This window comes from Parafrankia discariae, from assembly GCF_000373365.1.
In the GTDB taxonomy this organism is placed as follows: Bacteria; Actinomycetota; Actinomycetes; order Frankiales; family Frankiaceae; genus Parafrankia; species Parafrankia discariae.
Window position 1 is genome coordinate 1 of sequence record NZ_KB891163.1, and the last position, 2,954, is coordinate 2,954.

The 2,954-nt window shown below is 64.7% G+C and carries 3 protein-coding genes and 2 pseudogenes; 2 read left to right on the forward strand and 3 right to left on the reverse strand.

Annotation, left to right across the window (positions count from 1 at the left end):
* Positions 1-99: 99 nt before the first annotated feature.
* A pseudogene (locus tag B056_RS46365) lies at positions 100-180 on the reverse strand (IS6 family transposase); the annotation flags it as partial.
* An 89-nt stretch (positions 181-269) separates the two neighbouring features.
* Between B056_RS46365 and B056_RS44255 the strand changes: the two are divergent.
* A pseudogene (locus B056_RS44255) lies at positions 270-413 on the forward strand (IS110 family transposase); the annotation flags it as partial.
* A 345-nt stretch (positions 414-758) separates the two neighbouring features.
* Here B056_RS44255 and B056_RS0108980 read toward each other — a convergent pair.
* The gene (locus tag B056_RS0108980) at positions 759-1,661 is read right to left on the reverse strand and encodes a plasmid pRiA4b ORF-3 family protein (protein WP_018501539.1); all 903 of its coding nucleotides are present in this window, start codon (positions 1,659-1,661) and stop codon (positions 759-761) included.
* Between the two features lie 288 nt (positions 1,662-1,949).
* Here B056_RS0108980 and B056_RS44260 point away from each other — a divergent pair, with 288 nt between their 5' ends.
* Positions 1,950-2,162 (forward strand): hypothetical protein, encoded by a 213-nt coding sequence (locus B056_RS44260; protein WP_230202908.1) that lies wholly within the window; start codon positions 1,950-1,952, stop codon positions 2,160-2,162.
* Between the two features lie 108 nt (positions 2,163-2,270).
* Here B056_RS44260 and B056_RS0108990 read toward each other — a convergent pair whose 3' ends face one another.
* Complete coding sequence (locus B056_RS0108990; RefSeq protein ID WP_230202909.1) at positions 2,271-2,798, reverse strand: group II intron maturase-specific domain-containing protein; 528 nt, start codon at positions 2,796-2,798, stop codon at positions 2,271-2,273.
* Positions 2,799-2,954: the final 156 nt, after the last annotated feature.

Here is a 2,954-nt window from a genome sequence, read left to right on the forward strand (position 1 = left end):
GGTCGGCCGGTCGACGGTGCTCCAGCGACCGGATCCGGCGTCCTCCAACAGGAAGATTTTCGGTCAAGATCTCCCGGCCCCGCCGGATGCAACAGTGCCGGACAGGGCGAACCGCAGGTACCAGCGGACAGCGAGGACGATCACCTCAGGTGGGAACCGGAACCCCGCGAACCCCGACACCGGCACCAGCGGACGGACCGCACCTCGACCCATCACCTGATCATTCCCGGACATCAGCGCAGAGGCCCACCGACCGGACGCAACAGAGCCCCCGGGCCTACGTCGAACGCCGCACCGCCGAAGGCAAGTCCAAGAAAGAGATCATCCGCTGCCTCAAGCGTTACGTGGCACGGGAGATCTACACGATCCTCGCTGCCCCCAACACCCAAAAAGATCTTCCTGTGACCGCTTGACATTCATAGGAGCATCAGAGCCCCACGTGCCAGTGCTCGCGGACCATCGCGGCGCGCCGGGTCGGGCTGGCCTGATGAGTCGGCAGGCCGAGGCCCGTCTGCTGGTGTCGGGAGGTGGCCGGGGCACGGGCGTGCCGGCCGTTGGACGGCGCAGCCCCGCTGGTCGTGTTCGACGCGGCCGAGCGCGACGCGCTGCGGTGTCCCTGCCGGCGGCGCCGTTCAGCCCGGCGCGCTGGTCGACGGCGAAGGTCGGGCGTAGGAACCGACGCTTCCCCCGGTCGCCGGTCGTGGGCGGATTGCCCGCTACGGCAGTGTGACGGCGCCTGGGAACGGAGCCCACGGGGGTCAGCCGGCCATCCTTGCTTCCGGCAGCGTGTCCAAGAGCGGCCTGCACCATACGAACGCGGCATCGACGGCCCGTTGGGCGTCGCTGTCCTTCACCCCCGCGTGTAGCGCAGCGAGGTCCGGGGAGATACCGAGAACGCTTGCCAACGTGAAAGGGCCTACGTTACCAGCACCGCGCAGCGCATCCTCCACACCTGCCAGTCGCACCGCCTCATCCAGCAGCATGGAGAGGTCGTCGTCCTTAGCTGGTTCGACTGCGTGCGCGGTCAGGACTGCCCACACAGTGTCCATCAGCAGGAGAGCAGCGTTACGGACCGCGAGAGCAGGACGGTCCTTCACCGTCTCGGTGAGGTGGAAAAGTTGAACAGCGAGAAGCGCCGGGGGCTTGGCACCTTCCCGTCGACGGTGCTTGATCCGCCTCGCGATCTCCCTCGAAGCTGGCGCTGGTTCCGATGACAGACTGGACAGATCGAGTTCGGCCAGCACCTTGTTAACATCATCGGGATCGATTTTCTGGCCTTCCTCCACCCCTGCAACGCAGTGCGGATATCGAAGACCCGGAATCTCCGGCACCACCTTCTGAAGTATGATGTTGTGGTAGATTCCTTCCCTCGGGTCCGACATATGACTGATCCGCAGGTTCGGTCGGGGAATCGCGAGCGCCAGAGTGACCTCGCGGTCGTCGAATTCCAAATTGTCTGGATCGACCATCATGAAATTCTTGGGACCGTAGGAACTTCTACGCGATACCGTAAAGCTGTAGAACTGAGAGTTATGCGGAGCCATCGATTCCTGCGTGACCTTGTTCAGATCGTGAAGGGTGATCGAGGGAGGAACGAGGAGTCGGAGCCACTGAGGCGACTCGGTGTCACGCAGCTCGACTCGAATCTGGTAGATCGCCACCCCGCGAGGGTAGCCGACTTTCCGGCCCCTCCTCAATACCTCCGACCAGGCAAGTCCTCGGTTGGCAACAAATTTCCAACGGGAATGTTCGTTGACGTTCCGTTGCGTTGCATCCCCAGTCCGAGACCGCGCGCTGGCTCATCGGCCGCGGGGCGCACTATGCGCTCACGGTGAAGGCGAACCAGCCCAGCCTGTATGCCCAGCTCACAGCCCTGCCCTGGGGTCAGGTGAGGACCACCGCCGCGCGGACCGTCGAGCGGGGCCACGGTGCGCCGCGAGCGGCGCACCGTGAAAGCCACCGAGGTCCGCGCCGGGCTGCTGTTCCCGCACGCCGTGCAGGCGGTACGGATCACCCGCCGATGTCAGCCCCTCGCCGGCGGACCCACCGAGACCGAGATCGCCTACCTGGTCACCAGCGTGGCGACCCATCAGGCCAGCCCGATCCGGCTCGCCACGTTCGCCCGGGAGCACTGGCACGTGGAGAACCGGCTGCACTGTTGAGTCGGCCTGGGGCGCGGTGTCGGGATTACTTCCGGTCCGTTTCCCCAGGCCGCTCTCCGAACCCGGCGTGCCCGTCTCCGGGCACCGGGCTCTCCACGGTCGTGACCGTCAGGCTGGTTGCTGCAGTGGAGCCCAGGGAGAACGAATCGCCGCTCCTCGGTAGCGGTAACGGGTGACCGTGACCGCCGCGAGGTCAAACAACTCGACTCCGCCCGCCGAGAGAGTCCGCCAACGCCCTTGCGGGGTGGTGAACCGCCGGCGGAAGTCCTTCCACGACCAGCGATGCAGTGTCCGCCACCATCGCACGACCCGGTTCCACACGAAGTGGGCCAGGCGACAGAAAGCATTCTTGGCCACCGAATAACGGAAGTAGTTGGACCAGCCGCGCATGATCTGCCCGAGGCGGATCAGCACGGCTTGTGGGTCCTGCTGCGATGTCCTGGGGGTCAGAGCACGTATCATGGCCTTCAACGAGCTGATGGGACACTCGGCGATGAAGGTATAGACGTGCCACGTCGACGATCCTCGTTTACGGCGCCACTGGATGTGGAAGCCGAGGAAGTCGAACCCCTCGCTGAGATGCACCACTCGGGTCTTCGCTTCAGAAAGGCGAAGACCCATCGTTGCCAGCACCATCGCGATTTCCTCTCGCAGGGTCTCGACGTCGGAACGAGACCCATTCACCAAGACCGCGAAATCGTCGGCTTATGCCGAGGTCCGGGTTATGCCGGCCCTGGCTCTGGTTTTCCTGGTCAGGGCGATGAGCGGCTTCCTGATCTCGGCATAATCCTG